Annotated in this window: 13 protein-coding genes; 10 read left to right on the forward strand and 3 right to left on the reverse strand. The window is 47.9% G+C overall.

The genetic code is table 11. The features are described 5' to 3' along the window. Nucleotides 1-15 precede the first annotated feature (15 nt). Together PV783_RS06460 and PV783_RS06465 are read left to right on the forward strand one after the other, a co-directional pair. Complete coding sequence (locus tag PV783_RS06460; RefSeq protein ID WP_079469544.1) at nt 16-1,608, forward strand: RagB/SusD family nutrient uptake outer membrane protein; 1,593 nt, start codon at nt 16-18, stop codon at nt 1,606-1,608. Nucleotides 1,609-1,797: 189 nt separating this feature from the next. Continuing rightward, nucleotides 1,798-2,226, forward strand: coding sequence for a DUF6686 family protein (locus PV783_RS06465; protein ID WP_143313557.1), 429 nt, complete (start codon nt 1,798-1,800; stop codon nt 2,224-2,226). Here the strand turns inward: PV783_RS06465 and PV783_RS06470 are convergent. Continuing rightward, nucleotides 2,223-3,611: a glutamate decarboxylase gene (locus PV783_RS06470; RefSeq protein ID WP_420987454.1), complete on the reverse strand. Its 1,389-nt coding sequence runs from the start codon at nt 3,609-3,611 to the stop codon at nt 2,223-2,225. The genes PV783_RS06465 and PV783_RS06470 overlap by 4 nt on opposite strands. 173 nt (nt 3,612-3,784) lie before the next feature. Here PV783_RS06470 and aspT point away from each other — a divergent pair, with 173 nt between their 5' ends. From aspT to PV783_RS06500, 6 genes are all read left to right on the forward strand, one after another. Further along, on the forward strand, nt 3,785-5,488 hold the full coding sequence (gene aspT / locus PV783_RS06475) for an aspartate-alanine antiporter (protein WP_420987455.1): 1,704 nt from the start codon (nt 3,785-3,787) through the stop codon (nt 5,486-5,488). 37 nt (nt 5,489-5,525) lie between these two features. After that, the gene (locus PV783_RS06480) at nt 5,526-6,758 is read left to right on the forward strand and encodes a DcaP family trimeric outer membrane transporter (protein WP_420987456.1); all 1,233 of its coding nucleotides are present in this window, start codon (nt 5,526-5,528) and stop codon (nt 6,756-6,758) included. Between the two features lie 24 nt (nt 6,759-6,782). Further along, nucleotides 6,783-7,787 (forward strand): glutaminase A, encoded by a 1,005-nt coding sequence (gene glsA / locus PV783_RS06485; RefSeq protein ID WP_420987457.1) that lies wholly within the window; start codon nt 6,783-6,785, stop codon nt 7,785-7,787. A 124-nt stretch (nt 7,788-7,911) separates the two neighbouring features. Next, on the forward strand, nt 7,912-8,868 hold the full coding sequence (locus tag PV783_RS06490; protein ID WP_420987458.1) for a DnaJ C-terminal domain-containing protein: 957 nt from the start codon (nt 7,912-7,914) through the stop codon (nt 8,866-8,868). A gap of 18 nt (nt 8,869-8,886) precedes the next feature. Then, nucleotides 8,887-10,308, forward strand: coding sequence for a DHA2 family efflux MFS transporter permease subunit (locus tag PV783_RS06495; protein WP_420987459.1), 1,422 nt, complete (start codon nt 8,887-8,889; stop codon nt 10,306-10,308). A gap of 51 nt (nt 10,309-10,359) precedes the next feature. Then, nucleotides 10,360-11,817 carry an ATP-binding protein gene (locus tag PV783_RS06500; protein ID WP_420987460.1) on the forward strand — a complete coding sequence of 486 codons (1,458 nt, stop codon included), beginning with the start codon at nt 10,360-10,362 and terminating at the stop codon, nt 11,815-11,817. Nucleotides 11,818-11,865: 48 nt separating this feature from the next. Here the strand turns inward: PV783_RS06500 and PV783_RS06505 are convergent, their stop codons facing one another. Then, complete coding sequence (locus tag PV783_RS06505) at nt 11,866-12,702, reverse strand: CvfB family protein (RefSeq protein ID WP_363431279.1); 837 nt, start codon at nt 12,700-12,702, stop codon at nt 11,866-11,868. 144 nt (nt 12,703-12,846) lie between these two features. Here PV783_RS06505 and PV783_RS06510 point away from each other — a divergent pair, with 144 nt between their 5' ends. Continuing rightward, on the forward strand, nt 12,847-13,683 hold the full coding sequence (locus PV783_RS06510; protein ID WP_079469535.1) for a sulfite exporter TauE/SafE family protein: 837 nt from the start codon (nt 12,847-12,849) through the stop codon (nt 13,681-13,683). A 3-nt stretch (nt 13,684-13,686) separates the two neighbouring features. Next, nucleotides 13,687-14,082, forward strand: coding sequence for a DUF1634 domain-containing protein (locus PV783_RS06515; protein ID WP_420987461.1), 396 nt, complete (start codon nt 13,687-13,689; stop codon nt 14,080-14,082). A 652-nt stretch (nt 14,083-14,734) separates the two neighbouring features. Here the strand turns inward: PV783_RS06515 and PV783_RS06520 are convergent. Beyond that, nucleotides 14,735-16,090, reverse strand: a complete 1,356-nt coding sequence (locus PV783_RS06520; RefSeq protein WP_420987462.1) for an alpha-L-fucosidase — start codon at nt 16,088-16,090, stop codon at nt 14,735-14,737. Nucleotides 16,091-16,235 lie beyond the last annotated feature (145 nt).

Raw genomic sequence — 16,235 nt, forward strand, 5'->3', positions numbered from 1 at the left:
GTTAAAAATAGCGACATGAAAAATATTTTTATCACAGGAATAGCACTCAGTTTTACATTACTTTCCGCCTGTACAAAGTTGGATGTAAATGTGGAATCTGAATATGTAAAGGAAAATTTCCCCACCACACCCGATGGCTTTATCGCCGCATCCGGACCTATTTATACACAGCTGAGCGGGGGCTACGCCGTAGACTACTGGCGCATGCAGGAACTCTCTACCGATGAGGCCATTATCCCCGCACGTGGTGGTAACTACGTGGATGGAGGAGTGTATGCGCAGCTGCATAGGCACTCGTGGACAAAAGACCATACCACGGTAAAAAATGTATGGAGCTGGGCTTTCGGTGGTGTGAATACCTGTAACCGTATTCTTGCGCTTTTTGAAAAGGCGCCCGACAGTGATTCCAAACCGCTGGCAATGGCCGAGGCCAGAGCAATGCGTGCGCTGTATTACTTTTACCTGATGGACCTTTATGGTAAAGTGCCCATCATCACTACTTTTGGTAATCCAACACCGCCTGAACAATCTACCCGTGAAGAGGTATTTAATTTTATAGAGAAGGAATTGAAAGATGTATTGCCACTGCTGAGAAGGGAAAGAGGACAAGTTACCTATTCCAAACCTACAGCATGGTTTGCTTTTACGCTGCTGGAAAAAATGTACCTCAATTCAATGGTATATACAGGCAAACCGCGGTATAATGAGGTGGTGGCAATGGCAGATAGTATCCTGACCGGCAGTAAGTATGTGCTGGATGATAACTACACCAGCATTTTTATGCCTGATAACGGACCCGCTATCATGGAAACCATTTTTGCTATTCCTTATGATGGATATGTGATCAAAGGCAACCAGTTTTCCCGTTTCGGATTACATCCAAACCTGGTCGTAAAATACTCATTGCCTTTCCGTCCAAGTATTGCGATGAGTACCATCGGTTCCTTCTATGATAAATTCAATTTAACAGGGGATGTCCGTAACAATACCTGGCTGGAAGGCCCGCAGTTCAACCCGGACGGTGCGCCCATCATGATCACCACTACCAATAAAGGGCTAAACGATAAGTATACCGGCTCCGAACCTACGAAGGAAATCAAATGGCAGCTCACCTTCTCTAAAACCATGACCTTACGTGTAGATACTACCATGGATATTGGTAATGACGAACTGGCAAAAGCCTCCGGTGTGCGTTCCATCAAGTACTATCCTGATAAAAACACAGAACCTTCTGAACGGAACTCCAATAATGATGTGCCCGTTTTCAGGCTGGCAGATGTGATGCTCATGAAAGCAGAAGCCATTCTGAGGGGAGCTGCTCCCACAGCGGTAAAAGGAGAATTGCAGGATGCCGATGTATTGGTGAATAAGATCCGCACCCGGGCACATGCGCCGCTGGTAAGCGGCATCAACCTCAGCGGTCTGCTGGAAGAACGCGCCCGGGAATTCGCCTGGGAAGCGTGGCGCAGGAATGATATGATCCGTTTTGGTGTATTTGAAAGCGCCTGGGGTTTTAAATCAGATGCTAATATCTTACACCGTATTTACCCTATACCTGTAGATGAAATCACGCTGAATCCAAAGCTGGTACAGAATCCAGGCTACTAATAACTACAACTGATAGAAGCTGTTTAAAGCGGTATTTTCCTGCCTCCGGGCAAGGAAATACCGCTTTTTCCCTTTTGCGTAAGTCGTTTTCCTGATCCGAGCATTCACCCCCAATTTCCTGCTGTACTTTTGTGAGATGTAAATAATACCCCGGAGTTATTAGCCATACATAGTCAATACATCCGTTGTTTGCCACCACCATTTTCTAAGGTAAAGAGTGATGAATTAAGTCCTGACAGCGGCCCTGACCGGCCGCTGGAGGCACAAACCCATAGGCCCATGTGTAATTACCAGACATTATACCACGGCGCTGCAGGATATGTGATCCGCTGCCCGCACTGCAAAGGCATTCAGTTAGCTTTTGGTACAACGGTTGTTAACCTTGATATCACCGAATTTGAATGCTTCAAAAAAATGGTCAACCGGCTATCGGATGACCATTACCATACCTCAGAAAATGAGAAGATGATTTGTTTACCCCTGCCGGCCGATCATGTAATGATGTTGGTAACCCCCGCTGAAATAACTGCGCTGGCAAATATAACAGCGGAAGTACAGGCATTGATCGATGCATACGACATCCTGGAAACGTCCTCCGGGTGCGAGTCTGCCGGCTAGTGATGAAAGCCTCCGCCTTCTTTTTGTGAAAGGGGTGTTCTTACCGGGTTTTCTTCAAAATATTTTACAGCGCGCGTATAATCCTGGATCAGCATATCAGCCATATCCCGGCTGAAGCCGTGACGTATCAGCACGCGTTGTACTACAATGTCGTTAGCGCTTCCGGTAAGCGGATAAGATGCGATCTGCCAGCCGCGGGAACGGATTTTATCAGAGATGTCGTACAATGTAAAGCCATGATCACCCGGCTTCAATGTCCAGCAGGCGCCAGGAAGACCGCCTTTACCATTGTAAAGGATCTCAAAGTGTCCCAGTTTTTCGATGGCCGCTGAAATATATTGCGCGTGATCCAGGCATGCCTGTTGCAACTTCGCATATCCTTCCCTGCCATGCCGCAGCAGGTTATAATACTGTGCTACAATTTGTCCGCCGGGCCTGGAAAAATTTAATGCAAAGGTGGGCATATCTCCTCCCAGGTAATCTACCCGGAAAATCAGTTCTTCCGGCAGGTCTTCTTTCTCACGCCATACTACCCACCCCACACCTAATGGACTCAACCCGTATTTATGGCCGGAGGCATTAATGGATTTCACCCGTGGAATACGGAAGTCCCACACCAGTTCCGGTGAAACAAAGGGGGCAATAAACGCACCGCTGGCGGCATCCACATGAATAGGAATATCCCAGCCTTTTTCTTTTTGTAGTTTATCCAGTGCCTTTGCTATTTCCGCAACCGGTTCATACATCAGTGTGAAGGTAACGCCAAAGGTAGGTACCACGCCGATAGTGTTTTCATCTGCCAGCTCCAGTACTTTCTCCGGCGTTAAATTATATCTGCCGTGTTCCATACCTACTTCACGCAACTCCACATCAAAGTACCTGGCAAATTTATGCCAGCACACCTGTACCGCGCCGCATATTAAATTGGGTTTATCGGTGGATTTACCTGCCTGCTGTCTTTTTTTACGCCATTGCCATTTCAGCGCCAAACCGCCCAGCATAGCCGCTTCGCTGGAGCCCGTAGTGCTGCAGCCCATTGTACTGGCGCTTCCCGGTGAATTAAACAGATCAGCCAGGATATGCACACACCTGTTTTCAATTTCAGCCGTCTGCGGATATTCATCTTTGTCGATCATATTTTTATCCAGGCATTCATCCATTAGCTTATGCACATATTCATCCAGCCATGTTTGACAGAATGTGGCAAGGTTCATCCTCGAATTGCCATCCAGCATTAATTCATCATGCACCAGGTGATATACGGTGCGCATGTCCTGAGCCTCTTCAGGCATCTTATATTTAGGAATACTTTCTTTACTGTCTGCAGATGCGTATAAACCTAAACGGGAATTTTCATTCTCTTTCTTCTTAATAAATAATGGCATAACAATGTGGGCTTAATTGTTAGAAAATTCGTTTTGAAGTTTAACAACAGGAGCAGCAACTTGTTCAGCTATTATCAAAAAATTGATTTTATCTGAACAAATGGGGAATGACTTGTGTTACCTATTACAATTGAAATTATGACCATATTCTTCTTCTTATAATCCACATATAAATGAGTTGGTTACAGCATACATTCCAGGAATATCCTGAACTGGCCGTTTTTCTTACATTGTCGGCGGGATTCTTTATAGGTAGCATACGGGTCGGAAAATTTTCGTTAGGATCCGTAACCGGTGTTTTGTTGATGGGAGTAATTGTTGGGCAGATGGATATACAGGTATCTGCCAATGTGAAGTCGGTCTTTTTCCTTATGTTTCTTTTTGCAGTAGGCTACAGCGTGGGACCGCAGTTTTTTCGTGGGTTGAAAAAAGATGGATTACCACAAGTACTGTTTGCTGTGCTCATGTGCGTGGTTTGCCTGGTGGCGCCCTGGTTGCTGGCGCTGGCCTGCGGCTATAACGTAGGACAGGCCGCTGGTTTGATCTCCGGCTCGCAAACTATTTCTGCTACCATGGGAGTGGCTTCAGATACTATCAACCAGTTAAATGTATCTGCAGAACAGAAAGCCGCCTGGATCAATTCCATGCCGGTATGTTATGCAGTAACCTATATTTTCGGAACAGCAGGTTCCGCGTGGTTATTATCCAGCATTGCGCCTATGATGCTGGGAGGAATCGAAAAAGTAAGGGCTGCCTGCAAAGAGCTGGAGAAAACAATGGGCGCCGGTGATCCCACGCAGGACCCCGGTATGCGCTCCGCCTTTATCCCCGTTACATTCCGCGCTTATACGATAGATGCGCAATCAACTGCCGCAGGAAAATCTGTAAAACAACTGGAGGCTGAATTGCTGCAACGCAATCACCGCCTGTTTGTGGAACGTATCCGCCAGAAAGATAAGAAGCTGGTGGAAGCCACGCCGGATTATGTAATTAATCCCGGTGATGAAATTGTACTCAGCGGCCGCCGGGAGTTTATTCTCGGAGAAGAACATGGTATCGGTACAGAAGTCGTAGACGTGGAGTTGTTGAACTTCCCCGTGGAAAATGTACAGGTATTTGTGATGAATAAGAACGTAGTTGGAAAAACAGTGAAAGAACTACGCGGCATGGATTACATGCACGGTATCCCGGTGCAGAGTATCAGGCGCGCAGGAATAGCTATGCCGGTGTACCCGGAGGCAGTATTGGAAAGAGGGGATCATGTGGAACTGGTAGGATATAAAAAAAATATGGATAAGGCTGCCAAAGAAATTGGCTACGCGGATATTCCTACCGATAAAACAGATATGATCTTTGTAGGGCTTGGTATTGTGTTGGGTGGCCTCGTAGGCGCTATGAGCATTCATGTGGGCGGGGTGCCGCTCAGTTTGAGTACCAGTGGCGGCGCGCTTATAGCAGGACTGGTATTTGGCTGGTTACGTTCACAGCATCCTGCCTTTGGCAGAATTCCGGAGCCTGCATTGTGGGTAATGAACAATGTGGGATTGAATACTTTCATCGCGGTAGTGGGGATCACCGCAGGGCCCAGCTTTGTAGCGGGTTTCAAGGAAGTGGGATGGGGACTCTTTTTAGTAGGTATTGCCGCTACCGCTATCCCGTTGTTATCGGGCGTGCTGATGGCCAGGTATATTTTCAAATTCCATCCGGCGCTGATACTTGGTTGCACTGCCGGGGCCAGAACCACTACCGCCGCGCTTTCTGCTATACAGGAGGAAGTACAGAGCAACCTGCCCGCATTGGGCTATACGATTACATATGCGGTGGGCAATACCCTGCTCATTATCTGGGGCGTGGTGATTGTGCTGCTGATGACCTGACGTTGTGAATAACTGTTCATTATAAATGAAATATCCTGTGACAGATACATTTACCCGTTGCTTCCCTTTGTGTTTGCGTTTACCCGTTTGCGTTATAGCTGTATTCACCTGGTCGTTGCAGGTGCATGCACAAACAGATACGGCTGAAAACGGTAAGGGGCTGACCCGTAACATGATTGAAGGCGGCAAAACGCAGGGGTTTCTTTTTACAGACGTAAAGGGTATCCGGCTACAGTTCAGCGGATATGTACAGGCAGATTTTATCCACGACTTCAGTGAAGTAGGTAACATACACGCCATGCAGCCATCTACGATAACCGTTCCCACGGTGAGTGATGGTAACACGGCCTTTACAATCAGGCAGTCCCGTTTTGCTTTTACCGCCTTTGGCGCCCCGGACGCTAAAGGACGCGCCCTCAAAGCCGTGCTGGAATTTGATCTGTGGGGTAATTTGTCCGGCGCTCCAAGATTACGCCATGCTTATATCCAACATGGTAAATGGACTTTCGGCCAGTATTGGAGCAACTTTATGGATGGCGACAACTGGCCGAATATCATGGACTACTGGGGGCCCAACTCCTACATATGGACACGCCAGGTACAGCTGCGCTTTACACAGGCATTGTCTGAGTCGATGACTTTCTCCGTTTCTGCCGAACAACCCGGTGGCGATATTTCCATTCCCTCCACCTGGAGCAGTAAAACCATTTATCCCGATGTAACAGCCGCCTTTCAGAAAACCTTTGGTGTAAAGAACGCCAGCCATGTACGGTTGTCCGGCCTGCTGCATCCAATCGATTATAAAAACGGTGACGCAGATACGAAAACAAGCATGGGCGGCGCCTTTAATATCTCCGGAAATATTAACCTCTCTAAAAACGATGATGTGAAATTCCAGTTTGCCTACGGCAGCGGCTATGCGAAATACAGCGAAGACATCAGCGGGCAGGGATACGACGGATACGCCGCCGCCAATGATAAAAGCATCAGCAATATCAGTATGCTGGCTACCTGGCTGTACTTCGACCACTTCTGGACAAAGAGCCTGGGATCTACTATCGGGTATGGTTACCTGCAACTGAATACTCCGGATCTCAATATGCCCGTGGGCACACTGAAAGCAACGCACTACGGTTCTTTTAACACTACTTATTATTTCACTTCTTTCTTTAAGATAGCTGGTGAAGTGTTGTATGGGAAACGGGTAAATACGGATGATGCATCCGGTGATGATGTCCGCGCCCAGTTCAGTGCATTCTTCAAATTCTGATCATCTGCATAAAAATAAATAATCATGAAAGTTATCGTTGCGCTTCTCCTGCTGGTCGCCCTGAATGTTACCAGCGCTTATTCCCAGAAGCATGCAAAGCCGGTTGATTATAACGCGGTTATTAATGAAGCCTACAACTTATTCAAAAATGAGCAATCGGGTAAGAATGCAGACTATATCCCTTTTCTCGACAGGGCAAATGCAGCGATGTATGGTATTGTGATTGTTACCAAAGAAGGACAGGTATACCAGGTGGGAGAAACTAAATTTGAGTTTGGAATTGAATCAGTAGAAAAGGTATTCACCCTGTGTATGGCGATGGAGATTTTTGGCGACAGCGTGATCCTGGAGAAAGTAGGCGCCAGTCAAACCGGGCTGCCTTTTAATTCTGTACCGGCTATTGAGCTGGATGACAAAAAACCATCCAACCCCCTCGTAAATGCCGGCGCAATGGCCACCACCAGCCTGCTTACCAGCCATTTTGGCCACAGCGGTGCCTGGGAAAAAGTGGATGCATACTTCGCAAAATTTGCAGGACGCCAGCTTTCTATCCTCGATGAACTGTATAAATCGGAGGCGGCTAACAACCAGCACAACCAGGCTATTGCTATGTTGCTGAAGTCATACGGCTATATGTATGATGATCCATTATATGCCTGCGATTTTTATACAAAGCAATGTTCTTATGGCGTAACTACCCGCGATCTGGGCATTATGGCAGGCACACTGGCAAATGGCGGCGTAAACCCTATTACCAAAGAAAGATTGATAAAAGAGGAATATGTACCTAAAGTGCTGGCTATTATGGGTACCACCGGGTTATATGAAACCACAGGCGAATGGATGTTTAAAGTAGGGCTGCCCAGCAAAAGCGGCGTGGGCGGCGGTATTATATCCGTGGTACCCGGCAGGTGTGCCATCGCTGTTTTTTCACCGCCGCTGGATAAAGCAGGCAACAGCGTACGTGCGCAGAAAGCCATCCAGTATATTTCCGGTAAGCTGAATGCCAACATCTACTCCGGTAAATAATCAGCAGCGCCTGAAACGTAATGGTGAACGGTAACGGCTATGCCGTAGCTGTTCACCAATTATTTTTTCCGGGTTAATTCGTAAATTCATAAAACAAGTTATCATATTAACATGTTTTAGAGCTATGGATGTAAAGGATTATTATAAGATTCTGGGAGTAGAGAAAACGGCAACAGCTGAACAGATTAAAAAAGCCTACCGTAAACTGGCGGTAAAATATCATCCCGATAAAAATCCCGGTGATAAAGCCGCTGAAGATAAATTTAAAGAGATCAATGAAGCCTATGAAGTGCTGAGTGATGCCGGCAAGCGCAAGAAATATGACCAGTTTGGCGAAAACTACAAACATTATGAACAGCACGGAGGCCGGCCGGAAGACTACGACTGGTCGCAGTTTGGTGGTGGGGGCGGACAGCGCCGCACCTACTCTTATGGCAGCGGCGATATGGGTGATATGTTCGGCGGCGGCGAAGGCAACTTCTCCGATTTCTTCGAACAGCTTTTTGGCAGCCGGTTTTCAGGCGCAGGCGGCGGCCGCCGCCAACAACAGACCCCCGGCAGGGGCCGCGATGTACAGGCAACAATGGATGTATCCCTGGAAGATGCTTATACCGGCGCCACCCGGCAGGTGGAAGTAGGTGGCAGCAGGCTCAATATCAAGCTGAAGCCGGGATTGTATGAGGGCCAGGTGATCCGCCTGAAAGGAAAAGGAAATCCCGGCCGCAAAGGAGGCGAAAACGGCGACCTCCTCATTACCGTGCACCTGGCGCCACATCCGCAATACGAACTGAAAGGGAAAGATATTTATACCGATCTGGCAGTGCCGCTGTATACCGCCGTACTGGGAGGCAAACTAACCGTAAACACACCGGGCGCTTCCCTGAATATGAATATTCCGGCAGGAACAGACAGCGGCAAGGTTTTTCGTTTGAAAGGCAAAGGAATGCCCGCATACGACAACAGCGGAACAGCCGGGGATCTATACATCAAAGCAATTGTACATATACCGGCAAAGCTTTCCGACAAGGAAAAAGAATTGTTTCAGCAACTCTCACAATTAAATGAGGATGGCCATGCTTAAACCTTTGAAAGACCAGGTATGAGAGATATCAACCGGACGGGCATCCTCATAGTGGTAATTATGGGCACCACTATGGCCGGGATAGACTCCAGCATCGTTAATATATCCCTTCCCGTTATGAGCAAGCAGTTTAACTGTACGCTCGACGAAATTGAATGGGTAATTACGGTATACATGCTCAGTTTTTCCGTATTGATGCCACTTACCAACTGGCTGAAAAACAGGATTGGCTTTTTCAATCTTTATGTTGGCGCCATCTCCCTTTTTACGTTAGGGTCTTTAATGTGCGCTTTGTCTACCAGCCTGGATAGCCTGCTTATCGCAAGGGTGGTCCAGGCACTGGGAGGCGGGGCTATGGCGCCTACCTCTATGGCCATTATCTCCTACGTGTTCCCGGCCAGGGTACGTGGTACCGTGCTGGGATGGTGGGGCCTCGGCAACCTGGTGGGCCCTGCTATGGGACCCACACTGGGAGGAATCCTTACTGAAAAATTTGGCTGGCCTTCTATCTTCTATATCAACATTCCTATCGGCATCATTACAGTAATCCTCGCTTTCCGCTACCTGGATATACTGCGTAAGCAGCCCAAGCTGAAACTGCCTTTTGATCTTACCGGTTTTGTGGCGCTTACCATATTCCTGGTTTGCCTGCAATACGGGGTGGCACGGGCAGAAGTAGTAGGGATCACTTCTCCCGAAATACTGGCTACACTGGCTGTGGCGCTGATCGCATTTGCTGTTTTTATCTGGATAGACAAGCATAAAAAAGAGCCTATCATTAACCTGGACCTGTTTGCCAATTATTCTTTTGTGAGTTGTATCCTCGTTACTATTTCGAGGTCGGCGGCGCTGTTTGGCGGACTATTCCTCATGCCGTTCCTGTTGCAGGAGCAGATGGGCTTTTCAGAAGGAATGTCGGGGTTGCTGATCCTTCCCAATTCCGTGTTCATGGCGGCAATGATGCCTTTTGCAGGGCGCTGGTCGGATAAACACGGCTCCAGGGAAATATCCATGCTGGGCATTGCGTTGCTGGCAGTATCCATGTACCTGTTTGCCCTGCTGGATAAAAGCAGTAGTCTTTCCAGTGTGATCATAACCATGACGGTGAGAGGGCTGGGCATGGGTCTTTTACTGGCACCGCTGAACGCCGCCACACTGAGCGCAGTACGCCCCAGTGAGGTAACAATGGCGTCTTCCATCAGTACCCTGATGCAACAGGTGGGCGGGGCTATTGGTATTGCGGTGCTGGCCATTGTTACGCAGGCTGCGTATAATAAATATGTGCTGGCAGGACATGAAGGCCATTATGCACACCACCTGGCCCTGAAGCAGGGTTTTCATATTTCCCTGTTTATCCTGCTCATCACCCTGATCCCCGCCTGGTTTCTTCCCCGGCGGAATGTGGCTTTGAAGGATACAGATGCCCACATTGATACCTGACTTTTTTAGTGCATGATTATTGGTGGAGATAGGTTAACTTTTGTGGCACTTATGACAACAAATGGTAAGAAGCATATATTGATGATCGACGACGACGAAGATGACTTTTTCCTTGTAAACTCTTTATTACAGGACATTTCGCCCGATCAATACGTTTTACAGTGGGTTTCTTCCTACAAAGAAGGGTTGTTGGCCATTGAAGCCCGCGCGCACGATCTTTACCTGGTAGATTATCGTCTTGGCGCTTATACAGGTATTGATGTGTTGCATCATTTCCGCAACCTGGGATATAAAGCCCCCGTTATTTTATTTACCGGGAAGGGCGACTACCACATAGATAAGGAAGCGATGCTGGCCGGTGCGTCCGATTATCTTGTGAAAAGCGAGATCAATGCCGCCTTGCTGGAGAGGGCCATCCGTTATACCCTCGATAAATTCAGTCACCTCCTGGCCGTTGAAAAAAGCGAGAAACGCTATTTCAGCATCTTCGAAAAATCCAATGATCTGATCCTCCTGGCAGATTGTGAACACAGGATTGTGGCGGCTAACCCGGCAGCACTCAATGTATTGAAATATGAGGAAACGGAACTGTACAGCAGCCATTTACAGCGCCTGTTTGCAGAAGACGCAGTGATCAGTTCTTTCCTCGAACAGCTTTGCAGCGAGGAAGGGGTAGTGCAGAAAGAGTATGTATTCCGCAGCAAATCGGGGCAGCAGCTCGATGTAATGATCAATGCCTCGCTGCTCGATGAAAAAAAGCAGCTATACCTGTGTATCATCCAGGATATTACGGCACGCAAACGGAAGGAAAGGGAAAAGCAGCAACAGGAAAAATTTGCCATCACCGGGCGCATTGCCCGCCTGATAGCGCATGAGGTCCGTAATCCGCTGACAAATATCCTGCTGGCGGTGTCCCAGCTTAAAACGGAGCCCGTGGCCGAAACAGAAGATGCCACCCTGTACCTGGATATCATGGAGCGCAACTGTCATCGTATCAATCAGCTGGTAACGGAACTGCTCCAGTCCACCCGGATGTCTGAGCTGAATATGCTGCCACTGGGGCTGAATGTGCTGGTGGAAAAAGCGTTGCAGCTTGCGGCCGACAGGATGCAGCTGAGCACCATCACCGTGATAGAAGAAATGTGCGAACCGGATTGTATGATCCTGGCAGATGAAGATAAGATCCTCATTGCCTTCCTGAATATTATTATCAATGGTATTGAAGCCATGAAAGCCGGTGAAGGAAAGCTTACCGTCAGAACATGGCAGGAAGCAGAAAAAGTATTTGTTCGTATAACCGATAACGGTAGTGGTATTTCTGCGCAGAACCTGGCGAAACTGTTTGAACCCTTTTTTACCAATAAAACAAAAGGAACCGGGCTTGGGTTAACGGCTACCCAGAATATTATTCTTCAGCATAAGGGCACCATTGCGGTAGATAGTACATTGGGAGAAGGAACTACTTTCCTGATAGGTTTCCCTATAGCAGGATCGAGCGGCGTTGAGTAAATGCCTGTTGCCGGTAAATACCGTAAAGTATTTACCGGCGACGATATATTATTTATCCTCTTCTTCTGCTTTGATACCTGTTTGTGTAAACACGATCTTCCGTTGTTTGTACAGGTTGCCAATGGTCATTTTGAATGTTTTCTTACTCATCCCAAAAAATTCCTGTATCTCTTCCGGCGTTGATTTATCATGATATGGCAGGTAGCCATTGTTTTCCTGCAGCAGCCGCAGAATTTTTTCTGACTCGTCTTCTACTTTATTAAATCCGGGTTTACCCAGGATCACATCTATTTTATCGCCTTTGATCTGGCGGATGAAGCCTGGTATTTTATCCCCGATTTCAACGGTGCGGAATATTTCGTTGTGATGCAGGATACCGGTATGCAGGTTGTTGATGATTACCACGTAACCGATATCGGTACGGCGGTAGATCACCAGGTTTACCTGGTCCTTTTCCTGAACGGTGAGGTTTTCATTGCTGAGGTAACGGTCGATTTTTTCTGTGGCAGCGAGGCGGCCGGTGAGTTCATCGATGTATATTTTCACAAGGTATTCCTGTCCGGGCGCCATGCGGGTAAGCTGTTGCGACGAGGCCACAAACAGGTCTTTCATCAGTCCCCAGTCCAGGAAAGCGCCCTGTTTGGTAACACTCACGGCTTTCAGCATCACAATATCCCCTGCAATCCCGAACGGGCGCTGGGTAGTGGCAATCAGGCGGTTTTCAGAATCGTGGTAAAGAAATACTTCCAGTTCATCACCTATACGGGTACCGTCGGGTACAAACCTTGTTGGCAGCAGGATTTCCTGATCCACGCCTTCGAGGTACACACCAAAATCAGCTTCTTTTTTCACCCTTAACAGGTTGTATTCACCCACCTTTATCATAAAAAACGATTAATTGTCAGGCTGCAAGTTACTTATAGATTGCCGGATTGCGAGAATCATATTCTGCTTACTTTTGTAAACATCAGATATCAGGCAGTACTTGTAATTCCCGGATATCCGGTCTAAAACCAACCAAACCATCTTATGACGATTTTATCATTCACCCTGATCCTCCTCGGCGGGGCCTTTTTGGCTGGCCTGCTGGGATCGTTGACCGGTTTAGGCGGCGGCGTTGTGATCATTCCCCTGCTAACCCTGGTATTTCACGTCGATATCCGGTATGCCATAGGCGCCGCTTTGGTAGCCTCCATTGCCACTTCTTCCGGCTCGGCCTCAGCGTATGTTAAGGAGGGCATCACCAATATCCGGCTGGGCATGTTCCTGGAAATTGCCACCACCACCGGGGCCGTAGTGGGCGCGCTGATAGCCGTGTATATGCCCACCAATGTAGTAGCCATTATTTTCGGACTGGTCCTTATTTTTTCATCCGTGATGTCTTTCCGGAAGAAAATGGAGTTCCCCGCAGATCAGGGCGACAGTAAAGCGGCGGAACAGCTGCGGCTCAACGGGAGCTATCCGTCTGCCGGCGGTGTGGTCAACTACAAGGTGCATCACGTACCCGGTGGCTATTTTATGATGACCTTCGCCGGCGTTATGTCAGGCTTGCTCGGCATCGGTTCCGGCGCACTGAAAGTGATGGCAATGGATAATATCATGCGTATTCCTTTCAAAGTGTCTACTACCACCAGCAACTTTATGATCGGCGTTACTGCCGCGGCAAGCGCCGTGGTATACCTGCAACGGGGATATATTTCCCCGGGATTATGCATGCCGGTAGTATTGGGCGTGCTGGCAGGCGCTTTTGCCGGCTCCCGTTTGCTGACACGCGCCAATGTGAAATGGCTGCGTATAGTCTTTAGCGTAGTAATAGGCTTCCTGGCATTACAAATGATCTACAACGGCATAACCGGAAAATTATAAACCATGAAACAGGCACTCTCAAAGTATTTCCGGGATAAAGATATCCAGCAGCTTATAGGCAAACAACTACGTATAGGCGTTATTGTTTCCAGTATCATCGTGTTTGTTGGCGGTGTGATTTACCTCGTTCGTCATGGTCATGAACAGCCTTCCTATGGCGACTTCACCGGTGTCAGGGAAGGACTGACCAACCTGCCGGGGATCTGGCAGGGCGTGATAGAAAACAAGGGTATGAATATTATCCAGCTGGGGATTGTGTTATTAATTGCCACGCCCATTATTCGTATAGCCTTTTCAGTGATCGCTTTTTTAATAGAGAAAGATTACCTCTATGTGGGGATTACGCTACTGGTACTGGGTATTATTTTGTTCAGTATGCTGGGTGGAGTGGTAGGGTAGCGGATTTTAGCGGAGGTTGTCTTTCTCAGGATTACACTGATTTTGCTGATTGACTTTTTGTGATTTTGGATGGATTTTTGGAAGATAGATGTTGACCAGATTTTAATTTAGTATCCAGTATTTTCTCTTTATTTTTAGCTTTTTATAGTTTTTTTGGAAGATTCAGTGAAATTAAGAAGCTTTTACCATCGCTATTCCTTAAATAATTAAAAAAGGTGAGCGGCATTTAATAACATTGATTAATGCCGCTCACGTATTTTTTCTGGTACGTCGGTACTCCGTTTCGCTTATATGGCAGTGCCTGCATAAACACCCTGCACCTTTTCGCCTGTAAAGCCCTGTGGTAAAGGGTTCTATGATCAAGTCCACGTCCCCTCCACGTCTCCTCCGGGGAATCTCCATGTATTAAGCATGTGCTAAGCATATGCTAAGTATAAATAAAGCATTTCCCAGGCAATCCTGAAGTAATCTTTATTCAACCCCTGTTATCCCCATCAATCTCCCAAAATCACAAAAAGTCAATCAGCAAAATCAGTGTAATCCTGAGAAAGACAATCTCCGCTAAAATCCCAAAAATAGAATCAGTGAAATAAGGGTAATCAGCCTAATCCTGCTCCAGGACAATTTAAAATCGCCGAAGGCGATCACCCTATCAGAGCGTCACCGCTATTACCGTGTCAATATTGTCCAAAGCCGTTGCAGGCACATTGATCACCAGCTCCTCCCCGTTGCGGGTAGTGGTGAGTTGTTTGCCGTTTGCCAGCAGGTGGGCGCTGTTCACTGTTCCTTTCACACCGGGAACATGCAGTTTACCATCGGCAGGCCAGTTGAAAACGTGGAGGTACAGCGTGGTGTTGGTGCCTTTTATTTTCTGGGTACAGCGTCCCCACTCCAGGGCTGGCAGCGGACTTCCCTGCGTGCCATATATGGAGGCGCCGTTTACTTTCATCCATTGGCCGATTCCTTTCAGGGCGGTAAGGCTGCCTTCCGGGAATTGCCCCAGCGCATCAGGGCCTACGTTCAGGAGATAGTTGCCGTTTTTAGAGGCGATGTCTGCCAGGTTGCGTATAAGTGTTTCCGTGCTTTTCCATTTATGGTCGTAGTCTTTATAGCCCCAGGTCCCGTTCATGGTCATGCAGGTTTCCCAGTCCCGGCCATCCAGCTCCGACTGATTGGGGATCTTTTGTTCCGGCGTTTTATAATCGCCGGGGAAGTTGGGTCTTTTTAAGCGGTCGTTGGTAATGATATTGGGTTGCAGCTTCAGCACATCCTGTAATTTTTGTGCGTATTCATCTGTCATATTGGTAGGGGTATCCCACCACAGCACAGCTACTTCGCCGTAGTTGGTGAGGAGTTCCTTTACCTGTGGCACGGCTACTTTATCGATGTAGTCCGACATGGTAGCGGAGGTTTGCAGCGGGTCCCAGTGGCCGGTATTAGCCTGGGTGTAGGCGTCTATTTTAGCGGAGTCGGGGTTGGGCCAGCCTTCGGTGGCCACTTTGCGGGCGGCGGCGCCACCGGGATTATTCCAGTCCTGCGCCTGTGAATAGTAGAAGCCCAGTTTGATGCCGTATTTCTTACAGGCCGCTGCCAGTGGGATCAGTACATCTTTACCGTAGGGCGTGGCATCCACAATATTCCATTTGCTGGCGGCAGATTTGAACATAGCGAAACCATCGTGGTGCTTGGCGGTGATCACGATGTACTTCATACCTGCGTCCCGGGCAGTTTTTACCCAGGCGTCGGCATCGTATTTAACGGGATTGAATTGTTTGGCGAATTGCTGGTATTCCAGTACGGGTATTTTGCCACGGTTCATGATCCATTCGCCGCCGCGGCCTACCTGGTGTCCTTTGTAGTTGCCCGCCAGGAGGGCATAGTCGCCCCAGTGGATAAACATGCCAAAGCGGGCATCGCGCCACCATTGCATGCGCTGGTCGCGGGTGTTCTGTGCGTGAAGAGCTGCTGCAGATAACAGCACCATCAGGAATAGTGTGAGTTTTTTCATAAACATATGTGGAAGTTATTACGGTTATGCAAACGATTGCAAAACAGGTGTAAAAATAAGCGCTTAACGCGCTGATCTTGTTGAATTCACATAAATGTCTGTAAAAAAACTGGTCCGGAATGGGCTGATTTTACCGGAAGCTGGT

It is taken from the genome of Chitinophaga sp. CC14 (assembly GCF_048957795.1).
In the GTDB taxonomy this organism is placed as follows: Bacteria; Bacteroidota; Bacteroidia; order Chitinophagales; family Chitinophagaceae; genus Chitinophaga; species Chitinophaga ginsengisegetis.